Source organism: Curtobacterium sp. MCPF17_046 (assembly GCF_003224295.1).
Taxonomy (GTDB): Bacteria; Actinomycetota; Actinomycetes; order Actinomycetales; family Microbacteriaceae; genus Curtobacterium.
Map to the genome: position 1 here is coordinate 184,853 of NZ_QKLB01000001.1, position 20,798 is coordinate 205,650.

A 20,798-nucleotide genomic window follows, 5' to 3' on the forward strand; every position below is an offset into this window, starting at 1 on the left:
CGTGACGTCATGACCGACGAGGACGCCGTCGACCGCGCTCGCCGGGCGGTGGTGCGCCGGTTCCGGTGGCTCGACGGCGACGCGGACACCTGGGCGGTGCTCGCTGACCCGGACGCCCTCGCAACGGTCGTCGCGGGGCTCGCGGCGCTCGTCGCGGAGGACCGTGCTGACCTGGTCCTCGGCATCGAAGCGCGCGGATTCGTGCTCGGACCGGCCGTGGCCCTGGCGCTCGGCGTCGGGTTCGTCCCGGTCCGGAAGGACGGTGCCCTGTTCCCGGGTCCGCTCGTGCGTCACGTCACGAACCCCGATTACCGCGGACGCCGCTGGACGCTCGCCACCAGACGGGACCTCGTCCGCCCGGGACAGCGGGTCGTGCTCGTCGACGACTGGATCGAGACGGGCAGGCAGGCTGGGGCTGCCGCCGCGCTCGTGGACGAGTGCGGCGGGACGCTCGTCAGCGTCGCGGTCGTCGTCGACGAGGCGTCAGCGGCCGCGCGGGACGCGCTACCGCCGATCCGGCACCTGGTCCGGGCCGCCGACCTCTGAGCGGCCCGACCGGGCTGTCCGCTCACTCGAACATCTCCGCGAGCAGCGCCGACGGGTCCCCGTCCACGACGTGCGCGGAGCGCTGTTCCGGCCAGCGGAGGACACCGTCGTCGGGCCAGCACGGCACGACGTGGAGGTGCAGGTGCGGCACGCTCTGGCCCGCGTCCGCTCCGGTCGCACTGAGCACGACGACCCCGGTCGCACCGAGCGCGGCCCGCATGGCGCGCCCCACCCGCTGCGCGAGCAGTGCCGTCGCTCGCAGGGCGTCCGGGGCGACGTCCAGGAGGCCCGTGGCGTGCTCCCGCGGGACGACCAGCGTGTGCCCGGGCGCGAGTTCCGACTCCGGCAGCGGCCGGAACGCGACCGCGTCCGGCTCCCGCTCGATCCAGACGGTGTCCGGGTCGTCCGTCGCGATGACCCGGCAGAAGACGCAGTCGTCGGGGTCCACCGTCGTCACGGGCGCGACGCCCGATGTGCCCGGAGTGCCTCGACCACGAGCGCGTGGTCGTCGTGCATCTCGAGGCCGCTGACGCCGACGGCGCCGATGAGCGACCCGCGCACCACGAGCGGGAAGCCCCCGCCCGCGGCCTGGTACTGCCGGGGGTCGAGTGCCGCGGCCTCGTCGAACGTCGAACCGCCGACCTCGTACTGCGTCCGCACCGCGAGGGTGGAGTGGGCGAAGTGCCGCACCACCCGGAACTTCCGTTCCAACCAGGCGTCGTTCACCGCGCCGGAGCCCGGGGTCGCCGCGTGGAACACGCGCTGCTCGCCGAAGGACACCGCGAACCCGACGCCGAGCCCACGCTCCAGGGCGGTCGCCCGCAACCAGGAGCCCACCGCCCAGGCGTCGTCGAGGTCGAACGAGTCGTGGTCGAGTTCGCGTTCCTCCGCGAGCAGGACGGCGAGCTTCTGCTCGGTCCCGAGTTCGCGGTACCGGGCTCCGGTGGTGGTGTCGGTGGTTCCGGTGGTGTCGGGCATGGTGCTCCTCACAGGGACGGCGGTGTCGCTCGTCACGGTAGCGCGATCCTCCGTATGGTGAGCACGTGGAGTTCCCGGGGGAGGCGGACGGCGCGCGTGACGCGTCGACCTCTCCGGGGTCACCCCGGGGTACGCAGGACCAGCAGCACCACACGCCCCGAGAGGCTCGGCGCGCTCCGCGCGCGCGACCTCACGGAGGCACCGACAGGTCTCCCGGGAACCCCACGCCCGTCGAGGTGGTCGCGACCGCCCTCGCGGACGCCTTCCTCGCCGCCGACGCCTGGGACACCGGACCGCTCACGGCCGCGGGCTTCGACGTCCTCGGACCGGAGCGCGCGTACGTGGGCCACGCCGTCCGCACCGCGCTCGAGACGTACCCACGGCCTCCCGTCGACGCACCCCGGCAGCTCGCGGCGGTGATCGCGGCGTCACCGCAGCTGGTGCGACTGCACCGCACACGGTCCACTCGCCGACCGGTCCGGGTGCTGCTGCGGCGGGCGGTCCCCGTGCGCGCGGTGCCGCGGGTGTCGAGCCGCCTGCTCGTCGACACCCTGCCCGAGCTCGCCCGCGAACTGGACCTGACGGTCGGCCGGCTCCTGTGGCTCGCCGACACGCGCGGGTGGAACCGCCGACCCGGCTCCGCCAGCCCGCTGCACCACCACCGGCACGAGTGGGTCCGCCGCCCGGGGCGCACGCCGCGCCTGCTCGAGAAACCGTTGGACATGCTCCGCCGGACCCAACGGACGGTCCTCGACGAACTCCTGGCGGTCCTGCCGGTGCACGATGCGGCACACGGCTTCGTCCCCGGCCGCAGCGTGGTCTCCGGCGCCACGCTGCACGTCGGGCAACGCGTCGTCATCACAGCCGACCTCACCAGCTTCTTCGCGAGCGTCCGCGCACGGTCCGTGTACGGGGTGTTCCGGGCGGCCGGGTTCGCGGAACCCCTCGCCCACGTCCTCACCGGTCTCTGCACCCACCGGGTCCCGACCCACGTGCTCACCGCGATGCCGCCCGGCGGGGACGTCGACGAGCGGGCTGCCCTCCGCCGCGCCCTCGCCGACGCGCACCTGCCCCAGGGAGCGCCGACCTCCCCGGCGCTCGCGAACACCGTGCTGCGGCACCTCGATGCGCGCCTCGCCGGGTGGGCGGACGCCGCCGGTGCCGTCTACACCCGGTACGCCGACGACCTCACCTTCAGCGGCGACGACCGTCTCGCGCGGCGCGCCGACGCCTTCCTCCGGGGTGTCGACCGCATCGTCACCGACCAGGGCCTCCGGCTCAACGCCCGCAAGACCCGGGTCCGACCCGCGAGCGTCCGCCAGAGCGTCACCGGCGTCGTCGTCAACGACCGCACCGCTCCCGGCCGCCGCGAGGTCGACCGCCTCCACGCCGTCCTCCACAACTGCGCCGAGCACGGACCGGAGTCGCAGAACCGGTCAGGTCATCCGGACTTCCGGGCGCACCTGCTCGGCCGCATCGGCTGGGTCGAGCAGACCAACCCCGGACGAGCCGACCGCCTCCGCCGGGAGTTCGTCCGCATCACCTGGTGATCGAGCCCCGTCACCACCCGCGTGACGGACGGACGCCGGACGTCATCTGACGCAACACCCCGTCACGGACCGCAACCCACGCCCCGGTCCGGCGTCCGTCGCCGTAGCGTCGACGCACGCCCGATGCCCCGCATCCCGCATGCCGTGACCACCGACAGAGCCGAGGAACCCGTGCCCGACCGCATCACCCTCGTCACCGCCCTGCAGGGCGCCGGATGGCACCCGGCAGCCTGGCGGACCGACCCGGTCGCCGCGCGACGCCTGCCGACCCTGCAGCACTGGCGCGACGTCGTCGGGGAGCAGGACCGCCTCGGCGTCGACGCCGTCACGCTCGAGGACTCCTTCACCGCCGGCCCGGTGGACGCGACCGGTGACCTGGACACCAGCACGGTCGTCGGGCGCCTCGACGCACTGCTCGTCGCCGCCGCCGTCGCACCGGCCACCCGCCAGATCGGCCTCGTCCCGACCGTCTCGGTGACGCACACCGAACCGTTCCACGTCGCAACGGCCCTCCAGACCCTCGACCACGTGTCGACCGGCCGGGCCGGGTGGCGACTGCAGGTGAGTCCCACCGCCCGCGAGGCCGCGCTCTTCGGCCGCCGGACCCTGCCCGACGGAGCACCGGGACCGGGCACGGTCGAGCCGCTGCTCGACGAGGCGCGCGAGGTGGCCGAGGTCGTTGCGCGTCTCTGGGACAGCTGGGACGACGACGCCGTCATCCGCGACGTCGCCACCGGCCGCTTCATCGACCGCGACCGCATCCACGACGCCCGGTTCCGGGGCTCGTACCTGTCGGTGCACGGCGCGTCGATCGTCCCGCGGTCCCCGCAGGGTCGGCCGCCGGTCCTCGCACTGGCGCACCGCGAGGACACGGCCCGGTTCGCGGTCGACGCCGCGGACGTCGTGCTCGTCACGCCCGGCGCGGGCGGCCTGGAGGACCGGGGCGCGCTGGCCGTGGTGCGGGACGCCGAGCAGGCGGCCGGATCGGACCGGGAGCGCCCGGTGCTCGCGGACCTCGCGGTGCTCATCGGGTCGTCGTCGGCGGAGGCGGCGGACGCGCTGGCGGCGCTCGACGCGGCGGCGGGAACCGTGGCGGCGGGAACCGTGGCGGCGGGGCCTGCGGCAGCGGGTCCCTCCTGGTCGGACGCCGCCGTGCTCGCGACCACCGTGCCGGAACTCGTGTCCCGCATCGGCGACCTCCGTGCCCTCGGGTACGCCGGCGTCCGACTGCGCCCGCTGCGGATCCCGCTCGACAGCACCGCCGTCGCCCGACAGCTCGTCCCCGCGCTCGTCACCGCCGGGCTCCGCGCGGACGTCGCCTCGCGCCCCGTCGCCGACCTGCGGACGCGGTTCGGGCTGCGCCCCGCGGTCAGCCGGTACGCCACCACCACACCCGAGGGGGTCCCCGCATGAGCACGAAGCGACAGGTGCACCTGGCCGCCCACTTCCCGGGCGTCAACAACACCACGGTCTGGAGCGACGACCGCGCGGAGAGCCAGATCGCGTTCTCGTCGTTCGAGCACTTCGCGCGGAACGCCGAGCGGGGCCGGTTCGACTTCCTGTTCCTCGCCGAGGGGCTGCGGCTCCGCGAGCAGAAGGGCCGCGTGCACGACCTCGACGTCGTCGGTCGTCCGAACACGCTCGCCGTCCTGGCCGCCCTCGCCGGGGTGACGTCCCACATCGGGCTCGTCGGCACGCTGTCGGCGACGTTCAACGAGCCGGTCGAGCTCGCGAAGCAGCTCGCCACGCTCGATCACCTCACCGAGGGCCGCGCCGGGTGGAACGTCGTGACGAGCTCGGACGCCTTCCACGGTGCCAACTTCCGACGCGGGGGCTTCCTCGACCACGCGGACCGGTACACGCGCGCCGCCGAGTTCGTCGAGCTCGCCCGCGAGCTGTGGGACTCGTGGCAGCAGGACGCCGTCGTCGCCGACGTGACCTCTGGCGTGTACGCGGAGCGCTCCCGCATCCGGGACGTCGACCACCACGGCCCGCAGTTCGACGTCACCGGCACGTTCCCGGTGCCGCGCAGCCCGCAGCGTCACCCCGTGCTCGTGCAGGCCGGCGACTCCGACGAGGGCCGCGACCTCGCCGCCGCGCAGGCCGAGGTCGTCTTCTCGCTGCACACCGAGTTCGAGGACGCCCGCCGGTTCTCCGACGACCTGGCGGCACGGCTGGAACGGGTCGGACGTTCCCGGGACGAGCTGCTCGTCCTGCCCGGCGCGACCTTCACGCTCGGCGACACCCGGGCCGACGCCGAGGAACGCTCCCGGGCGATCCGTCGCGCGCAGGTCAGCCCGGCGACCGCGATCGCGTTCCTCGAGCAGGTCTGGAACCGGGACCTGTCGTCCTACGACGTCGACGGACCGCTGCCCGACGTCGAACCCGACGTCGACGCGGACACGATCACCCGCGGCAGGGTCCGGCACGTCCGGGACCCCCGGGCGGTCGTGCAGACGTGGCGCGAGCAGGCCGCGGCGGACCGGCTGTCCATCCGCGAGCTCGTCATCCGGGTGTCGACACGGGGCGGCTTCGTCGGCACGCCGTCGAGCATCGCCGCCGAGATCGACCGGTACGTGCAGGAACGGGCGACCGACGGGTTCGTCGTCGTCCCGCACACGAACCCGTACGGCCTGGACGAGTTCGTCGACAGCGTCGTCCCACTGCTGCAGGAGCGCGGTGTGTACCGGGAGCAGTACGAGGACGGGGCGACCCTGCGCGAGACCCTCGGGCTCTCCGGGCGGGTCCGTGACCGCCAGGGGGTGCTCGCGTGAGCGGCGTCGACCGCGGGGCGCCGGTGCCGCTCTCGGTGCTCGACCTCGTCCCCGTGCGCAGCGGTTCGTCCGCCACGGCGGCCCTGCACGAGACGGTCGACCTCGCCGTCGTCACCGAGCGCGCCGGCTACGCCCGGTACTGGCTCGCCGAGCACCACCTCAACCCGGGCGTCGCGGGCAGTGCGCCGACCGTCGTCATGGGTGCCGTCGCCGGTGCCACCACGTCGATCCGGGTCGGCAGCGCAGCGACCCTGGTCGGGAACGTCCGCGGACTGCAGATCGCCGAGACCTTCGGCACCCTCACCGGGCTGTACGGGCCGCGGTTCGACCTCGGTCTCGGCCGCTCGGGCGCACCCGCTCCGGGCACCCCGAAGCCGCCCGCGCTCGCCCCGCGCGCCGACACCGAGGTGGACGGGCTGCTCCTGCCCGCGCCCTTCGACCTCCGCATCGCCCCCGGGAGCCGGTTCGCCCTGCAGGGGGAGCTCCTCGGCCGCGTACCCGGTGACGTCGACCGGTTCGAGGACGAACTCGCCCTGGTCCGTGCCCTCTTCGCCGGCACCTGGGAGCGTGACGGCGCCGTCGTCGAGGCGCCACCGGCGACCGGTGCGGACGTCGAGCTCTGGGTCCACGGTTCGACCGGCGGCGAGAGCGCCCGGATCGCGGGGGCGCTCGGTCTGCCCTACGGCGCGAACTACCACTCCACCCCCGGCACCGTCCTGGCGTCCGTCGGGGCGTACCGCGCGGCCTTCCGCCCCGGCGTGCTCGACGAGCCGTACGTCATCGTGTCCGCGGACGTCGTCGTCGGCCGCTCGACCGCCGAGGCCGAGGAACTCGCGCACGGCTACGGGCAGTGGGTGCACTCGATCCGGTCCGGCATCGGCGCGATCGCGTACCCGACGCCGGACGAGGCCCGCGCGGCCCCGCTCGACGCAGCCGCCGCCGCGTCCGTCCGCGACCGCATCGCCGCCCGCTTCGTCGGGGACGCCGGGCACGTCGCGGACCGGCTCGAGGTGCTCCGCCGGGTCACCGGGGCGGACGAGCTCCTCGTCACCACGATCACGCACGAGCACGCCGCACGGGTGCGTTCCTACGAGCTGCTCGCCGCCGAGTGGGCCCGCCGCACCGCCGAGGCGGTCGTCGTCGCCTGAGGCCAGGCGTCGCTGAGGCCAGGCGTCGCTGAGGCCTGGCGTCGCCTGGAGCCCGGCGCGCCGCGCCGCGCGACCCGGGTCGCGCCCGCTCGCGCGGGGTGCGGTCCTGCCGCCGGACGGGAGGCTCGGTGCCGGCGCACACCGCGCCTCCCGTCCGACGGCGTGCGCCCCGGCGGGGACCGCCGGCCCGTCACCGCTGCGCGGACGACGGCGGCAACGCACGACGCGCCGCCCACCGGGGAGGTGAGCGGCGCGTCGTGCCAGCGCGGGAGCCGCGCGTCAACTGTTGTCGAGCGGCAGTCCCTCGGGGTTGACCTCCGAGTGCTCGACGGCCTCGTTCGACAGGCCGTACGCCCGCAGCCACTCCGCGTAGGTGCCGTCCTCGATGAGCTCGTCGAGGGCGTCCGCGATCGGATCCGCGAGACCGCTGCCCTTCTTCGTCGTCGCCGCGATGAGCCCCTGCAGGTCCGCCCCGGCTCCGGAGTACGTGCCCGCCGTCTTCGTGGGGTGCGCCCCACCCGCGCTCTGCCTGTTCTGGTAGGCGATCGTCGGGTTCGGGCCGAAGTACCCGTCGATCTTCCCCGAGTCGAGGGCCAGCTTCACCGCGTTGCCGTCCGGGTAGTACTTGACCGTGACGGTCTTCCCGTCGGCCGCGAGCTGCTCCTGCCACTCGAGCAGGATCTTCTCCTGGTTCGTGCCCGAGCTCACGGCGATCGTCTCCCCGGCGAGGACGGACGGGTCGCCGTCGAAGGACAGGTCGCTGTCGGCCGGTACCTGCAGGGCGAGTTCGTCCTGCCGGTAGGACGCGAAGTCGTACTTCTCCTTGCGCTGCTCGGTCACGGTGATGTTCGAGAACCCGGCGTCGAACTTGCCGCCGTCGATGCCGACGAAGAGGTTGTCCCAGGTCGCGTTCGACACCTCCGCCCGGAGCCCGAGCTTCGCGGCGACGAGGCGGCCGAGGTCCGGCTCCGAGCCGGTGAGCGTCTTCTGGTCGTCCCCGGTGAAGGCGAGCGGCGGGAACCCGGCGGGCAGGGCCCCGACGCCGATGACGAGCTTCCCCGAGGCCTTCACATCGGCGGGGAGGGCATCGTGCAGAGCGGGGTCGGCCGCGACGTCGAGCGTGGTCTCGGTCGCGGCACCGTTCGCGGCGGCGCCGATCGTGACTGAGCCGTCGAACGCGCCGGCGGATTCGGCCGCGGCGTTCGCTGAGCAGCCGGCGAGTGCGACGACGACGCCGGCCGCGAGGACGAGGACGCCGGCACGGTGCCGCTGGCGGAGGGAGACGGGGTTCGAGGACATGGTGCTCCAGACGAGGGGATCGGGTGGGACGGGGTGTGGGAGAGCCGCGCGGTCAGCGCACGCGGGCGAGGAAGTCGCGGGTGCGCGGGTGCGCCGGCGCATCGATGACCTGCGACGGCGGTCCCTGTTCGACGACGCGGCCGCGGTCGAGGAACACGACGTGGTCGGCGACCTCGCGGGCGAAGGCGACCTCGTGCGTGACGACGACGAGCGTGGTGCCGGACCGGGCGAGGTCCGCGATGACGGACAACACCTCGCCGACGAGCTCCGGATCGAGCGCCGACGTCGGCTCGTCGAGCAGCACCACCGAGGGCTCGAGCGCGAGCGCCCGGGCGATGGCGACGCGCTGCTGCTGGCCGCCGGACAGCTGCCGTGGTCGGCTGTCCGCGCGGTCACCGAGCCCGACCCGGTCGAGGAGCTGTCTGCCGCGTGCCCGGGCAGCGTCGGCGGGGACCCCGGCGGCGACCGGCCCCTCGACGACGTTCTCGAGCACGGTGAGGTGCGGGAACAGGTTGAAGTGCTGGAACACGAACCCGATCCGGGAGCGCTGCCGCAGGATGATCCGTTCGGGTAGCTCCTCGAGGCGTTCACGGCCGTCGCGGCCGCGACGGACGCGGACCCCGACCGGCTCGCCGCCGATGGTGACGACGCCGCGGTCGAGCGGCTCCAGGTGGTTGATCGCGCGGAGGAGCGTCGACTTCCCCGACCCGGAGGGTCCGAGCACCGCCGTCACGCTCCCGGCGGGCAGGTCGAGGTCGACGCCGTCGACGACGACGTGGTCGCCGAACGCCTTCACGGCACTCCGGACGGAGACGGCGGCGGTCATCGGGTGCTCCTGACGGCGGTCGTCGCGACAGACGGGTCGGACGCCGTGGTCGTGGAACGGGTGGCGGCGGTGCGGCGGGCAGCCCGCAGCGCGGTACGGATCCGCTGCCAGGGGGTTGGCGGCAGCTCGCGCACCGAGCCGCGGGCCGTCCACCGCTCGACGTGGTACTGCACGACCGACACGGCGCTGGTGAGTGCGAGGTACCAGAGCGTCGCGACGACGAGCAGCGGGATGACGTCCGTCGGGTAGGTGCTCGACAGGTTCTGCACCACCCCGAACAGGTCGAGCAGCGAGACGTAGAACAGCAGCGAGGACGCCTTGAGCAGCCCGATCAGCTGGTTGACGAACGCCGGCACGATCGAGCGGAGGGCCTGGGGCAGCACGATCCGCAGGAACTGTCGGTGACGGGGGAGTCCGAGCGCCTGCGCCGCCTCACGCTGCCCGGTGTCGACGGCGAGGACCCCGGCGCGGACGATCTCCGACGCGTAGGCGATCTCGCTGAGGCTCAGCGCGAGCACCCCGATCGCCAGGTCGCCGAGCAGGTCGGTCGTCGGCACGGTGAACTGCGGCCCGAAGGGGATCCCGACGCCGATCGACGGGTACAGCGAGCCGAGGTTGTAGAGGAAGACGAGCACGAGGATGAGCGGCACCGACCGGAACAGCCAGACGTAGCCCCAGGCGAGCCCGGACAACACCGGGTTCGGCGACATCCGGGCGACCGCGACGAGGACTCCACCGGCGAAGCTGATCACCGCGCTCAACGCGGTCGCGACGAGGGTCAGCTGCAGTCCGGTGAGGATCGCCGGGCTGAACAGCCACGTCCCGACACGGGGCCACCCCCAGGACGGGTTGGTGAACAGCGTCTGCACCAGGTTCAGCACGAGCACGAGGACGACCGCGGCGGCGAGCCACCGCAGCGGGTGCCGGAGCGGCACGACGGGCCGGTCGAGCGCGGCGCGCCCCGCCAGGACGACGTCCGGGTCGGTCCCGGGACGGGAGGCCCGCTCCGCCTCCGCCTCGTCGAGCACCTTCTCGAAGGGGTGGATCCCGATCTCCTCCGGCGGCCGTCCGCGGTCGAACCGGGGGGTGTACCCGGAGCGGAGGTAGAGCCGGACCGCCTCGGGCTGCCGCGGCCCGGTGGTCAGGTGGACGCGGCGGAACCCACGGCGGCGGGCTTCTGCCTCGAGTTCTGCGACGACGAGCCCGGCGAGCCCCCGCCCGCGTGCGGCCGGTGCGGTCCAGATGCGCTTGAGCTCGACGGTCTCCGCGTCGTACGGCTTGAACGCGCCGCCGGCGACGAGCTGGTCGTCCTCGAACAGCAGGACGAAGGCACCGCGGGGGGCGACGAAGTCCTCCGCCGGCCAACGCCGGAGCTCGACCGAAGCCGGCTCGTCGGAGGAGTCGCCGTACCGGGTGTCGTACTCGTGTTCCAGGTCGGCGAGCAGCGGGGCGACGGCAGGGTCGTCGGGGTGCACCGTGCGGAACACGAGCGTGCGGGAGGAGGCGGTGTGCGCCGGGGCCGTGTCGGTCATCGGTGTCCCTCACGTCGGTGACCCGGCCGGCGGGTGCCGGTCGGTGGCCCGACGGTACGAGGGCTCCGCCCCGCTCACAACGGAGGACGAAACACGGCGGCACACTCCGCAACACGGCGCTACACGGCGCAACGCAGCGTCACATCGTGGCCCTCCCCGGTGACCGGACCGGTGCTCGCCCGCTGGCCGGTCGCCGCGGTCGCACCGGTGTCAGCCGAACAACGCTCGGAGCCGCGGCAGCGTGTCGGCGTCCTCGTGCGCCCCGCCGCCCTCGTGGCCGTTGTACTCCCAGACGGTGATCTCCTTCGGGCCACCCCAGGCGTTGTATGCCGCGTAGACGGTCGAGGGCGGGCAGATCGGGTCCATCAGCGCGACCGAGAACCACGCCGGTGCGGTCGCGCGGGCCGCGTGCAGGACGCCGTCGAAGTACGCGAGCGTGCCGAACACCTGCTCCGTGGCGGTGCGGTGCGTCGCCAGGTAGTCGACGACCTCGTGGTACGGGTACGCGTCGGTGATCTGCGTGGCGTGCCGGTGGTCGCAGAGGAACGGCACGCGGGGGAACACCCCGGCCAGTCCCTCCACCAGGCCGGCGACGGCGATCGCCATCCCGCCGCCCTGGCTGCCGCCGAGCACCGCGACCCGCCGGCCGTCCACCAGGTCGATGTCGCGGACGGCGTCGACGGCGCGGACCGCGTCGGTGGTCAGGCGCCGGTAGTAGTACGTGTCGGGCGACTCGATGCCGCGGGTCATCACGCCGGGGATCGCCGGTCCGCTGCCGTCGGGGTCCGGGGTGTCGCCGGTCGCCCACCCGGAGCCCTGGCCGCGGGTGTCCATGAGCAGGTGCGCGACGCCCGACGACGCCCAGAGCAGGCGTTCGGTCGGCAGGCCGCGTCCACCGCCGTAGCCGAGGTACTCCACGACGGCGGGGAGCGGAGCGTCGGCGCTGCTGCCCGCGGGGACCGTCAGCCACGCGGCGACGCGCTGCCCGTCCCAGCCGGCGAACGAGACGTCGTAGGTGTCGACCGTCGTGAGGCCGGTGTCGACCCGCGCGGTCCGTACGGCGACGGGGTGTTCCCGCGCTGCCGCGAGGGTGCGTCGCCAGAAGTCGTCGAAGTCGTCCGGTTCGGCGACGCTGCCGCGGTACGAGGTGAGGTCCGGTCCGGTGATGTCGGTGTACACGGTCCGACCCTGGCACGGCACGGCGTCCCGGGGAAGGTCCGACGGGTCTGCCGGTCCGCCGGCGGACATCGGGGGGGACGAGCCCGTACGGTGGCCATGAGAACCGATCTCACGAAAGGACGGCACCATGACCGACACGACCGACCCCACCGTCGACGGACCCGCGGAGGGCGAGCACCGCGTCGCCGAACACGGGGTCGAGGAGCACGACCACGAGCGCGACGGCGGCGAGCACGAGACCGTCGAGCACGACGACCACGTCGACTTCGTCCACGACGGGCACCGTCACGCCCGTCACGAGGAACACTACGACGAGCACTGACACCCGCTGACGCGGGGTCGCCGGACGGGAGGCGCGGTGCCGGACGCGCACCGCGCCTCCCGTCCGGCGGTCGGGGGAGCGGAACCGGCAGGACGGGTTGACACGGTTGTCGCCCCGCGCGTAGCGTGTGGTTGACACGGTTGACGACAGGAGTCCGGCTTGGAATCGACACTGCACCGCTCGACCACCCGCGGTGCGAGCGCTCAGCGCTCCGGCGCCACGGCCGACGCGGACCGCCGCGCGGGCCGGGGGCTCTCCGCCACCGAGACCGCACTGGTCGAGGCGGTCACCGACCTCGTCCGGCAGGGCCGGGCGGACGGCGCGCTCTCCGACTCTGCGGACGTCGACGCGCTGGCCGAACGCATGCTCGCCGCCCTGCCCGCGGTGAAGCACGAGGCGGACGCCCTCATCGGGCCGTTCTACGACACGACCTCGCTCGCGACCTGGCGTGGTGTGAGCCGGCAGGCGATCCACAAGGCGAGCCAGAAGCGCGACCTGCTCGGCCTGAAGATCGGGGACGGCACCCGCATCTTCCCGTCGTTCCAGTTCGGTGCCTCCGGCGCCCCGCTCCCGCACCTGCGGGAGGTCCTCGACCTGCTCGACCGCGACGGCATCGACCCGTGGGGCAGCGCGCTCTGGTTGAACACCGTCGCCGACGAGTTCGGCGGGACGACCGCCGCCCAGGCGCTCCGGGACGGTCGCGTGCAGCCCGTGCTCACTGCCGCCCGTCGCGCGGCGAACGCCTGGCACGCGGACGCCTGAGCCGCGCGCGATGACCCCGGCACACGAGCCCCGGCGCAGCGACGTCGCCCAGCAGCCCCCGGACGCGGGCGTCGACCTGTCGGCCTTCCCCGCGGCGGAGTCGCGCGGCACCACCTTCTACCGGGCGAAGCGGCACGACCGCGGTGCCTGGTGGTTCGCCTCGACCCCGGCGGACGCGGACGGGATCGACGGCGGCCGCTTCGACCTCGCCGCTCCGCGGGGCACCTGCTACTGGGCGGACTCGGTGGAGGTCGCCGTGCGGGAGCGTCTCGCACACCACACCCTGACCACGAACACCGTGTTCGCGGCACGGGCTCGGGAGATGGTCGTCGTGGCCGCGCGCGCCTCCCGCGGCCGGCGTTTCGCCGACGTCACCGACCCGCTCGCGGTCCGGTCCGGCGTGGGGGCGGAGCTGCAGACGATGGGCGACTACCGGGTGCCGCAGGCGTGGGCCCGGGCCTTCGACGCAGCGGGTTTCGCCGGTGTCCGGTACAGCACCCGCTTCACGAGCGCCGCGGCGGCGAACGCGTGGGCCGTCTTCGGCAGCGCCGGCGTACCGAAGCGGCCTCGGCCGGAGCGCGTGCACCGCGACGGCATCACCGCCTGCCGTGAATCCGGCATCCGCGTGCTCGACGACGGGTCCGACGCCGGTCCCGAGCGGTTCACGTTCGTCACCCCGCCGACCTGAGCGAAGCGGTCCCGGTCGGTGTCGGCAATGGCCGATCCGGTCGGTGTCGGTGGCTCGTCCTACCGTGCCGCTCGTGGCCGAACCAGTCGATGCGTGGTGGCGCCGCCGACAGTGGTCGCGCGGCGTCCCGGTGCCCTACGCCGTGGGGGAGTTCCGAGCCGAGTGGGCGTCGTGGCCGGTCCTCGTGCGGCAGTACCACCCGGAGTGGAACGCCGGTGTCGTCCTCACGCAGGTGCCGCCGGCCGCCGACGTCCTGCTGACGTGGGAGTGCGACGTCGGCCACGTGTTCGTCGCGACACCGTCCGAGCAGCGGTCCCGGCCGGGCCGTGAGCGCCGAAGGTCCGTGTGGTGCCCGGAGTGTGCGGTGCTCGCCCAGCCGCAGCGCTGGCCGGTCCTGCCGGAGGACTGGCCGAGCGGGGTCCCCGTCCCGCAGCGCGCCGTGCGGACGACCGGTCGGCAGACGCTGCCGGCCGCGCCCGCGCGCGGTGGTGCCCGCGCCGTCGCCACCGGGGCCTCCTCGTCCGCGGTGCCGAGCGGCGCGGTGGCGTCGACGCGCCGGGGGAGCCGCCGCACCGGACGGACCGGCGGTGCCCGCTCGGCCGCACCCCGGACCATCTGCCCGAAGACCCCGCGCCTGCCGTCGGGGGAGTCCTTCGTCAGTCGGTGTGCCCCGGCGCCGGCCTCGGCGGTCGAGGCGGAGCTCCGCGCAGCGCTGCACGACCGGCTCGACCTGACGTTCGACCACACCGCGATCCGCCTGGACCGGCCGTTCCACGAGCACGTCGAGGTCTGGCCGGACATCGTGCTGCCCGAGCTCCGCGTCGCGATCGAGTACGACTCGACCGGGCGGCACGGGCTCGAGCACGTGGGCTCCCGCGAGGACTCCGACCGCCGGAAGGACCGCGCCGCCCGCGCCGTCGGGTGGGAGGTCGTGCGCATCCGCACCGGGCGGCTGCCGGCACTCGGTCCGTGGGACCTCCAGGTGTCCGGCGTGTCCGGCCGGACGGTCGACCGGCTCGTCGACGTCCTGCGGGAGATCCGCGGCCCGCTCTTCGTCGACGCCTACGCCCGCTGACCGCGGTCGCCGCCGACCGCGTGCCAGGCGCGGGACGCCGGTCGCTGCCTCGGGTCCGGAACGCCGCTCGCTGCCTCGGACCCCTCGCTGCCTCGGACCCCTCGCTGCCTCGGGACCAGAGCGCCGCTCGCTGCCTCAGGCCCGGAGCGCCGCTCGCTGCCTCAGACCCGGAGCGCCAGCGCCTCGCTGACCCACCGCGTGTGCAGCGCCCACGGGTCCGGGGCGCCCGCGGCGACCGTGCCCACGTGCGCCAGGAGCTCCGGCGTCACGCGGAACCACTCGGTGCCCGGGTAGCGCGAAGCCGCGAACTCGGCGTGTCGCCGTCGTTCGAGCGTCCGGTCGCCCCGCTCGAACCCGAGCAGGTCCTGGTGCGCGATCCGCCCGAGCCGTTGCCGCGGGTTCGCGGTCGTGCCGATCTTGACCCGGTCCCCGCTCTCGTCGCGCATCCGCAGGTAGTAGACGACGTCGACCCGCGGCGCACCGAGTTCGCCGTCCGGCACGTCGCCGAACCGCCACTCGCACACGGCACAGAGGGTCCCGGTCGGGAAGCGCACGCCGATGCGTCCGCCGCACACGATGCACGGGCCGGGCAGCAGGTCCTCGACGCCGACGTGCTCCGCGGCGAAGTCGCCGACCAGGGTGACGTGTCCGAGGCACAGCGGCACGGGCACGCCGTCCGTGGTCGTGCGGTCGCAGCCGGGCACGCAGCAGCGCGGGACGTCTCGGGGCCGGACCATGCGCGGGACGCTACCGGCGACCACCGACGCGCGGCGGGCCTCCCGTCCGACCGGCCGGTGGCGGCAGCTCAGTCGGGGAAGACCACCCCGACGGGTTCGCGCTTCTCCTCCTGGAACCGGTCCTCGGCGCGCCCGAGCGCCCAGTAGGCCGACAGTGACATGTCCGTTTTCTCGAGTCCCCAGTCGTCCTGCAGGACCCGACGGATCGCCTTGATCGCGGCACGCTCGCCGTGCGCGAAGACCCGGACCGGCCGGGAGGCCCTGGGCAGCTCCCGGGTCGCCGCCAGCAGCAGCGTGCCGGGCTCGGCCCCGACCGCGTCGCGGTGCAGCCACCGCAGCGTGACGCCCGTCGGGTGCACGAGCGGCTGTTCGTCGGCGGGGCCGGCCACCTCGAGCAGGGCGACACCCGTGGCGGTGGGGTGCATCGCCTCCAGGGCGGCACCGATCGCGGGCAGGGCGCTGTCGTCGCCGAGCAGCACGTGCGTGACGGTCGGGTCGGTCGGGGGTGCGTACCCGCCGCCGGGACCGGACAGTGCGATGCGGTCCCCGGGCTGCGCGGCGACCGCCCAGGGTCCGGCGAGTCCGTCGTCGCCGTGCCCGGCCGTCGAGTGCACGACGAAGTCGATCGCGATGGTCCGTGCGAGCGGGTCCACGGCGCGCACCGTGTACGTGCGGCGGGCGGGCAGGTCCGACTTCGGCATCGTCGCGCGGAGGGCCTCCAGGTCGTACGGCGGTCGCAGCCCGGAGCCCGGTTGCGGGAGCAGCAGCTTCACGTACTTGTCCGTCATCGCCAGGCGTTCCGGGTCGGCGTCGCCGACGAAGGCGTCGTACCCGGGTCCTCCGAGGTGCACGCGCACCATGTGCGGGGTGAGTCGTTCGGTCCGGACGACGACCAGGACGTGCTGCGGGCGGTTCGGCTTCGGGCTCATCGGGGACGAGCCTCCTTTCCTGGGTCTTCCCGTCGGTGCGTGACGACGGGCATCAAGTGAGGTTAGCCTCACCTCATGAGCACGAACGTCGTCCCGTTCTCCGAGGCGCTGCGGGCCCGGACCCGGCGCTCGCACGGCGTCTCGGCCGGGCACGGCTTCATGCACGACCTCGTCGAGGGGCGATGCGACGTCGCCGACTACGCGGCACTGCTCGGGCAGTACGCGTTCGTGTACGACGCCCTCGAACGCGCGGCGGACCGGATGGCGGACCACCCCGTCGCGGCCCCGTTCGTGACGAGCCGACTGACCAGGATGCCGGGCATCCGTGCGGACCTCGAGTACCTGGTCGGGCCCGACTGGGACGAGCTGCTCACGCCGCTCCCGGCGACGACGGCGTACGTGCGACGGCTCAACGAGGTCGCGGCGACGTGGCCGGGCGGGTTCGTCGCACACCACTACACGCGCTACCTCGGCGACCTGACCGGCGGCCACGCGATCGGCCGGTTGCTCGCCGACCAGTTCGGGTTCGAGACGAACGGCGTCCTGCTGTGGATCTTCGACCAGGTGGCAGACCCGGCCGCGTTCACGGACACCTACCGGGCGGAACTCGACGCGGCCCCGTGGACGGAGGACGAGCGGGAGCGCGTCATCGCCGAGGTCGAACTCGCGTACCGGCTCGACGCCGGGCTGCTCGCGGCGGTCGACGGCACGCGGCTGCCGTCCGTCCTCGCCGACCCGGCCTGACCCACCCAGCGGACCGCCGTTGGTCCGCCCGTCCGGACGGTCGTCGTCACGAGGCTGCGCTGCCCGGTACGCTGCTGCCACGCCGGGACAGCCCGGACCGACCCGGGCGGGACAGCCCGGACCGACCCGGGAAGGACCTCCATGACGACGATCGACGGCTCGACGCGCCACGGACGGGCGCGTGACGACGTCAGCGGAGCGGTCGACAGCGACCTCCGCGCCGACGTCCGGTACCTCGGCAACCTGCTCGGCCGGGTGCTCAGCGAGACCGGCGGGCCCGACCTGCTGCGCGACGTCGAGGCGCTGCGCCAGGCGGTCATCCACGCGTACGAGAACACCGACGCCGACGGAGCCGCGCGGGCCGAGGCGGTCGTCGCGGGGTTCTCGGCGGAACGCGCCGAAGAGGTCGCCCGCGCCTTCACCTCGTACTTCCACCTCGTCAACCTCGCCGAGGAGCACCACCGTGTCCGCGTGCTCCGCTCCCGCGGCGACGACGGCGGCCTGCCGGGCGACTCCTTCCCGGCCACGTTCGTCGAGCTCGTGGAGCAGGTCGGCGCCGACGAGGCCGCCGCCCGGCTCGAGGGGCTCCGGTTCCACCCGGTCCTCACCGCGCACCCGACCGAGGCCCGCCGTCGCGCGGTGACCACGGGCGTCCGTCGCATCACGGACCTCATCGACGAACGCGACCGCACGAAGAACGCCACCGCCCGCGCCGAGAACGAGCGACGCCTGCTCGAGGAGATCGCCACGCTGCTGCGCACCTCGCCGCTGCGGACGACCCGGCCCACCCCGTTGGACGAGGTCCGGACCGCGATGAGCGTGTTCGACCAGACGCTCTTCGAGATCGTGCCCCAGGTCTACCGACTGCTCGACGACCGGCTGCAGGGCGACGACGCCGGCCGCGCCCCGGTGCAGGCCCCGGCGTTCGTGCGCTTCGGCACGTGGATCGGCGGGGACCGCGACGGCAACCCGCACGTCACCGCCGACGTCACGCGCCAGGCCGCCGAGATCGCCGCCGAACACATCCTGCTCGGTCTCACCCGCGCCGCCACCCGCATCGGCAGCGCCCTGACGCTCGACGCCGACCACACCCCCGCGGACGCCGGCCTCACCGCCCTCGTCGCGGCGCAGGAGTCGCTCGACCCGGAGGTCGCCGAGCGCATCGGCATCCGCGCGCCGAACGAGACGCACCGTCGGGCACTGCTCTTCATCGCCGCCCGCATCGACGCCACCCGCCGCGACGACCGTCCGCTCGCGTACAGCGGTCCCGACGAGCTCCTCACGGACCTCCGCGTCGTGCAGGCCTCCCTGACCGCCGCTGGTGCCGTCCGGGCAGCGAACGGCGAGCTGCAGAACCTCGTGTGGCAGGTCGAGACCTTCGGCTTCCACCTCGCCGAACTCGAGGTCCGTCAGCACTCGCAGGTCCACCGCACCGCCCTCGCGGAGATCCGGGCCGGGGGAGCACGCAGCGAGATGACGGAGGAGGTCCTCGCCGTCTTCCGGACCATCGCGGACCTGCAGCGTCGGTACGGCGTCCGTTCGGCGAGCCGGTACATCGTCTCGTTCACGCAGTCCGCGGCGGACCTGGCGAACGTGCACGAGCTCGCGGTCGCCGCGCTCGGCTCGGTCGAGGCCGCCCCGGTGCTCGACGTGATCCCGCTGTTCGAGACCTTCGCCGACCTGCACGCCAGTGTCGACATCCTCGACGAGGCCGTCCGGACCGAGCCGTTCCAGCGACGCCTGGCCGCGACCGGTCGGCGGCTCGAGGTCATGCTCGGCTACTCCGACTCGTCGAAGGACGTCGGCCCCGTGTCGGCGAACCTCGCACTGTACGACGCGCAGGCGCGCATCGCGACGTGGGCCGCGGCGAACGACGTCGAACTGACGCTGTTCCACGGCCGCGGCGGCTCGCTCGGTCGCGGCGGCGGTCCTGCCAACGAGGCCGTGCTCGCGCAGCCGCCGGGGTCGATCGACGGCCGGCTCAAGCTCACCGAGCAGGGCGAGGTCATCTTCGCCCAGTACGGCGACCAGGACATCGCCGCCCGGCACCTCGAGCAGATGGCCTCCGCGACCCTGTTCGCGTCCTCGCCGTCGAACGAGTCCCGCACGGCGGTCGCAGCCGAGCGGTTCGCCGACCTGGCGCAGCAGCTCGACGACGTCTCCCGCGCCGCGTTCTACGACCTGGTCAAGGCGGACGGGTTCGCGCCGTGGTTCGCCCGGGTCACGCCGATGGAGGAACTCGGGCTCCTGCCGCTCGGATCACGTCCGGCTCGCCGCGGCCTGAGCGTCGAGTCCCTCGAGGACCTGCGGGCGATCCCGTGGGTGTTCTCGTGGACGCAGGCGCGCATCAACCTCGCCGGGTGGTACGGCCTCGGGTCCGCGCTCGAGGCGGTCGGCGACCTCGAGCTGCTGCGCACCGCTGCTGCCGAGTGGCCGCTCTTCGCCGCCCTGCTGAAGAACGTCGAGATGTCGCTCGCGAAGACCGACGTCCAGATCGCCCGCCGCTACCTCGAACTCGCGGACCGCGGTGACCTCGGACAGAAGGTCCTCGCCGAGATGGACCGCACCCGCTCGTGGGTCCTGCGGATCAGCGGTGCCGAGGACGTCCTGCAGGACCGTCCGGTGCTCGCGCGCGCGGTGCGGCTCCGCTCCCCGTACGTCGACGCCCTGTCGCACCTGCAGCTCCGGGCGCTCCGCTCGATCCGCACCTCGGGCAGCACCGACACGACCGACGCGGACCACCGCCTGCTGCTGTTGACGGTCAACGGGATCGCCGCCGGACTGCAGAACACGGGCTGATCCCCCCGGACCGGGGTCGCGGGAGTCAGCGCGTCCTGTTCCCCCGGTCGTCGACAATCGGTAGCCTCGCTGGAAGGCACGCGCACGTTCTCGAGGAGGACCCGGAGACAATGGACATCGTCGTACACGAAGCCGGCACGGAAGCGGCGGTGCTCGAGTGCTCGGGCCGCCTCAACATGGTGTCGGCCCCCGCATTCCGCGAGACGGTCGCGTCCGTCATCGAGGGCGGTCGCCCCCGCGTCGCCGTGGAACTGTCGAAGGTCGAGTTCCTCGACTCGTCGGGTCTGGGCGCACTCGTGGGCGCACTGAAGACCGCGCGCCAGGCCGGCGGCGACCTCCGGATCGCCGCTCCCTCCGAGCAGGTCGCGATGGTCCTGAAGCTCTCGAACATCGACAAGATCCTCCGCAGCTACGCGGACGGCGACGAAGCCGTCAGCGAATGGGTCTGACCGGGGCCGTCGTGGGGGAACACCGGCTCGACTTCGCGTCACCGCCCGACGACGTCTCGTCCGTGCACGACTTCCTCGCCGACGTCTGGACGTCGGAGCCCGCGATCAGTGTCGAGGACCGCATGGCCCTCGAGCTCGCGATCATCGAACTCGCGTCGAACGTCATCGAGCACGCCACCGCCGGCGTCCCGTTGACGTGCTCGCTGACGTTGGCCGTCGCGTCCGACGGGCTGGAGGCCCGGATCACCGACGACGGTCGTCCCGCCGCGGTCGACGTGGCCGGAGCGACCCTGCCCGACGAGTTCGCGGAGAGCGGCCGTGGGCTGGCCCTCGTGCAGATGGTCGTCGACGAGCTCCGCTACGACCGTCACGGCGACGAGAACCGGTGGACGGTGCGGAAGGCCACCCGCGCGGCGTGAGCCGTTTCCCGCACCTGGTCGATCCGGATTCATAGACTCGGT

21 protein-coding genes are annotated in these 20,798 nt (G+C 73.9%); 13 read left to right on the forward strand and 8 right to left on the reverse strand.

From position 1 onward, the window contains the following. Positions 1 to 9: 9 nt before the first annotated feature. The gene (locus tag DEJ32_RS00825) at positions 10 to 546 is read left to right on the forward strand and encodes a phosphoribosyltransferase family protein (protein ID WP_110900006.1); all 537 of its coding nucleotides are present in this window, start codon (positions 10 to 12) and stop codon (positions 544 to 546) included. Between the two features lie 22 nt (positions 547 to 568). Here the strand turns inward: DEJ32_RS00825 and DEJ32_RS00830 are convergent, their stop codons facing one another. Both DEJ32_RS00830 and DEJ32_RS00835 read right to left on the reverse strand, forming a co-directional pair. Continuing rightward, positions 569 to 1,003: an HIT family protein gene (locus DEJ32_RS00830; protein ID WP_110900007.1), complete on the reverse strand. Its 435-nt coding sequence runs from the start codon at positions 1,001 to 1,003 to the stop codon at positions 569 to 571. Continuing rightward, the gene (locus DEJ32_RS00835; protein ID WP_110889681.1) at positions 1,000 to 1,524 is read right to left on the reverse strand and encodes a heme-degrading domain-containing protein; all 525 of its coding nucleotides are present in this window, start codon (positions 1,522 to 1,524) and stop codon (positions 1,000 to 1,002) included. Before DEJ32_RS00835 ends, DEJ32_RS00830 begins: the two co-directional genes overlap by 4 nt. 236 nt (positions 1,525 to 1,760) lie before the next feature. Here DEJ32_RS00835 and DEJ32_RS00840 point away from each other — a divergent pair, with 236 nt between their 5' ends. The 4 genes from DEJ32_RS00840 (at position 1,761) to DEJ32_RS00855 (ending at position 6,996) form a co-directional block, all read left to right on the forward strand. Beyond that, positions 1,761 to 3,074, forward strand: coding sequence for a reverse transcriptase family protein (locus DEJ32_RS00840; protein ID WP_220032983.1), 1,314 nt, complete (start codon positions 1,761 to 1,763; stop codon positions 3,072 to 3,074). A 144-nt stretch (positions 3,075 to 3,218) separates the two neighbouring features. Continuing rightward, entirely contained in the window at positions 3,219 to 4,487 is a 1,269-nt protein-coding gene (locus DEJ32_RS00845) for an LLM class flavin-dependent oxidoreductase (RefSeq protein WP_258368855.1), read from the forward strand. Beyond that, positions 4,484 to 5,848 carry an NtaA/DmoA family FMN-dependent monooxygenase gene (locus DEJ32_RS00850; RefSeq protein ID WP_110900009.1) on the forward strand — a complete coding sequence of 455 codons (1,365 nt, stop codon included), beginning with the start codon at positions 4,484 to 4,486 and terminating at the stop codon, positions 5,846 to 5,848. Before DEJ32_RS00845 ends, DEJ32_RS00850 begins: the two co-directional genes overlap by 4 nt. Continuing rightward, positions 5,845 to 6,996 (forward strand): LLM class flavin-dependent oxidoreductase, encoded by a 1,152-nt coding sequence (locus DEJ32_RS00855; RefSeq protein WP_110900010.1) that lies wholly within the window; start codon positions 5,845 to 5,847, stop codon positions 6,994 to 6,996. The genes DEJ32_RS00850 and DEJ32_RS00855 overlap by 4 nt, the downstream gene beginning before the upstream one ends. Positions 6,997 to 7,275: 279 nt before the next feature. Here the strand turns inward: DEJ32_RS00855 and DEJ32_RS00860 are convergent, their stop codons facing one another. The 4 genes from DEJ32_RS00860 to DEJ32_RS00875 form a co-directional block, all read right to left on the reverse strand. After that, positions 7,276 to 8,295 (reverse strand): ABC transporter substrate-binding protein, encoded by a 1,020-nt coding sequence (locus DEJ32_RS00860; RefSeq protein ID WP_110900011.1) that lies wholly within the window; start codon positions 8,293 to 8,295, stop codon positions 7,276 to 7,278. Between the two features lie 52 nt (positions 8,296 to 8,347). After that, positions 8,348 to 9,121, reverse strand: a complete 774-nt coding sequence (locus tag DEJ32_RS00865) for an amino acid ABC transporter ATP-binding protein (protein WP_110900012.1) — start codon at positions 9,119 to 9,121, stop codon at positions 8,348 to 8,350. After that, positions 9,118 to 10,653: a GNAT family N-acetyltransferase gene (locus DEJ32_RS00870; RefSeq protein WP_110900013.1), complete on the reverse strand. Its 1,536-nt coding sequence runs from the start codon at positions 10,651 to 10,653 to the stop codon at positions 9,118 to 9,120. Before DEJ32_RS00870 ends, DEJ32_RS00865 begins: the two co-directional genes overlap by 4 nt. A gap of 210 nt (positions 10,654 to 10,863) precedes the next feature. Next, complete coding sequence (locus DEJ32_RS00875; protein ID WP_258368856.1) at positions 10,864 to 11,832, reverse strand: acetylxylan esterase; 969 nt, start codon at positions 11,830 to 11,832, stop codon at positions 10,864 to 10,866. A gap of 127 nt (positions 11,833 to 11,959) precedes the next feature. On the opposite strand from DEJ32_RS00875, the gene DEJ32_RS00880 reads away from it, so the two are divergent. From DEJ32_RS00880 to DEJ32_RS00895, 4 genes are all read left to right on the forward strand, one after another. Continuing rightward, positions 11,960 to 12,154 (forward strand): zinc transporter permease, encoded by a 195-nt coding sequence (locus tag DEJ32_RS00880; RefSeq protein ID WP_110900015.1) that lies wholly within the window; start codon positions 11,960 to 11,962, stop codon positions 12,152 to 12,154. A gap of 159 nt (positions 12,155 to 12,313) precedes the next feature. Continuing rightward, on the forward strand, positions 12,314 to 12,916 hold the full coding sequence (locus DEJ32_RS00885) for a hypothetical protein (RefSeq protein WP_110900016.1): 603 nt from the start codon (positions 12,314 to 12,316) through the stop codon (positions 12,914 to 12,916). 10 nt (positions 12,917 to 12,926) lie between these two features. Next, positions 12,927 to 13,604 carry an RES family NAD+ phosphorylase gene (locus DEJ32_RS00890; protein WP_110825414.1) on the forward strand — a complete coding sequence of 226 codons (678 nt, stop codon included), beginning with the start codon at positions 12,927 to 12,929 and terminating at the stop codon, positions 13,602 to 13,604. A gap of 73 nt (positions 13,605 to 13,677) precedes the next feature. After that, entirely contained in the window at positions 13,678 to 14,679 is a 1,002-nt protein-coding gene (locus DEJ32_RS00895) for a hypothetical protein (protein ID WP_110900017.1), read from the forward strand. 161 nt (positions 14,680 to 14,840) lie between these two features. On the opposite strand, the gene DEJ32_RS00900 is transcribed toward DEJ32_RS00895, so the two are convergent. Together DEJ32_RS00900 and DEJ32_RS00905 are read right to left on the reverse strand one after the other, a co-directional pair. After that, complete coding sequence (locus tag DEJ32_RS00900; RefSeq protein ID WP_110900018.1) at positions 14,841 to 15,416, reverse strand: GIY-YIG nuclease family protein; 576 nt, start codon at positions 15,414 to 15,416, stop codon at positions 14,841 to 14,843. Between the two features lie 68 nt (positions 15,417 to 15,484). Next, a complete protein-coding gene (locus DEJ32_RS00905) occupies positions 15,485 to 16,345 on the reverse strand; it encodes a siderophore-interacting protein (RefSeq protein WP_110900019.1) in 861 nt (286 codons plus the stop codon). A gap of 75 nt (positions 16,346 to 16,420) precedes the next feature. Between DEJ32_RS00905 and DEJ32_RS00910 the strand changes: the two genes are divergently transcribed. The 4 genes from DEJ32_RS00910 to DEJ32_RS00925 all read left to right on the forward strand — a co-directional run bounded on the left by DEJ32_RS00910 (position 16,421) and on the right by DEJ32_RS00925 (position 20,756). Beyond that, a complete protein-coding gene (locus tag DEJ32_RS00910; RefSeq protein WP_110889693.1) occupies positions 16,421 to 17,089 on the forward strand; it encodes a heme oxygenase (biliverdin-producing) in 669 nt (222 codons plus the stop codon). Between the two features lie 141 nt (positions 17,090 to 17,230). Beyond that, positions 17,231 to 19,888: a phosphoenolpyruvate carboxylase gene (locus DEJ32_RS00915; RefSeq protein ID WP_110889694.1), complete on the forward strand. Its 2,658-nt coding sequence runs from the start codon at positions 17,231 to 17,233 to the stop codon at positions 19,886 to 19,888. Between the two features lie 110 nt (positions 19,889 to 19,998). Further along, positions 19,999 to 20,337: an STAS domain-containing protein gene (locus DEJ32_RS00920; protein ID WP_110825419.1), complete on the forward strand. Its 339-nt coding sequence runs from the start codon at positions 19,999 to 20,001 to the stop codon at positions 20,335 to 20,337. After that, positions 20,328 to 20,756: an ATP-binding protein gene (locus tag DEJ32_RS00925; protein ID WP_110825420.1), complete on the forward strand. Its 429-nt coding sequence runs from the start codon at positions 20,328 to 20,330 to the stop codon at positions 20,754 to 20,756. Before DEJ32_RS00920 ends, DEJ32_RS00925 begins: the two co-directional genes overlap by 10 nt. The last annotated feature ends 42 nt before the right edge of the window (positions 20,757 to 20,798 follow it).